The organism is Enterobacter sp. HMSC16D10, assembly GCF_001807145.1.
GTDB lineage: Bacteria > Pseudomonadota > Gammaproteobacteria > Enterobacterales > Enterobacteriaceae > Enterobacter > Enterobacter roggenkampii.
In genome coordinates, this window is the sequence record NZ_KV787902.1 from 101,217 (window position 1) to 102,238 (window position 1,022).

General features: G+C 65.7%; 1 protein-coding gene. It reads left to right on the forward strand.

Annotated elements, in window-relative coordinates; all coding sequences use genetic code 11:
• Window positions 1–1,022: Ig-like domain-containing protein (locus HMPREF3143_RS26365; RefSeq protein WP_254668443.1), on the forward strand; the 1,022-nt coding region annotated here is incomplete at both ends.

A 1,022-nucleotide genomic window follows, 5' to 3' on the forward strand; every position in this document is an offset into this window, starting at 1 on the left:
AAACCAGACCGTTACCATCACCTTCGGCGGCAAGAGCTACACCGCGACCGTCGGCGCCGACGGCAAATGGACGACCACGGTGCCAGCCGCCGACCTGGCGGGTCTGAAAGACGGCGACGCCAGCGTGCAGGTGAGCGTCACCAACGTGAACGGCAACAGCGCCTCGGCGGGACGTGAGTACAGCGTGGACGCCACCGCGCCGACCGTCACGATTAACACCCTGGCGACGGATGATATTCTGAACGCCGCCGAAGCGAAGAGCGATCTGACCGTGTCCGGTACCAGCACCGCCGAAGCGGGCCAGACGGTCACCGTGTCGCTGAACGGCAAAGACTACACCACCACCGTCAGCGCGGACGGCAGCTGGACGCTGAACGTTCCGGCGTCCGATGTTGCGGCCCTGACGGACGGCAGCGTGACCGTTACCGCAAGCGTCAGCGACAAGGCGGGCAACCCGGCGTCGGTTGATCACAACCTGACGGTGGACGTCACCGTTCCGGCGGTGACCATCAACACCGTGGCGGGCGACGATGTCATTAACCTCGCAGAACACAGCCAGGCGCATATCATCAGCGGCACCGCCACCGGCGCGGCAGCGGGCGATAAGGTGACCGTCACCATCGGCGGTCAGACTTACACCACCGTGCTGGACGCGGCGGGCAACTGGAGCGTGGGCGTCCCGGCGAGCGTGATTTCCGGCCTCAGCGACGGCAGCGTGACCGTCACGGCATCGGTTACCGACGCGGCGGGCAATACCGGCACCGGCACGCATAACGTGACCGTCGATACCGGTCTGCCTTCGGTCAGCTTCAACGCCATCAGCGATGACAACGTGCTGAACGCGGTAGAGAAGGGGCAGGATCTGCGCGTCAGCGGCACCAGCGCCAATCTGGCAGAAGGCACCGTGGTGGCCGTGACCCTCAACGGCAAAAACTACACGGCCACGACGGCGGCAGACGGCACCTGGAGCCTGACCGTTCCGGCGGTGGATCTGGCGGGTCTGGGCGAAGCGAATTACACCC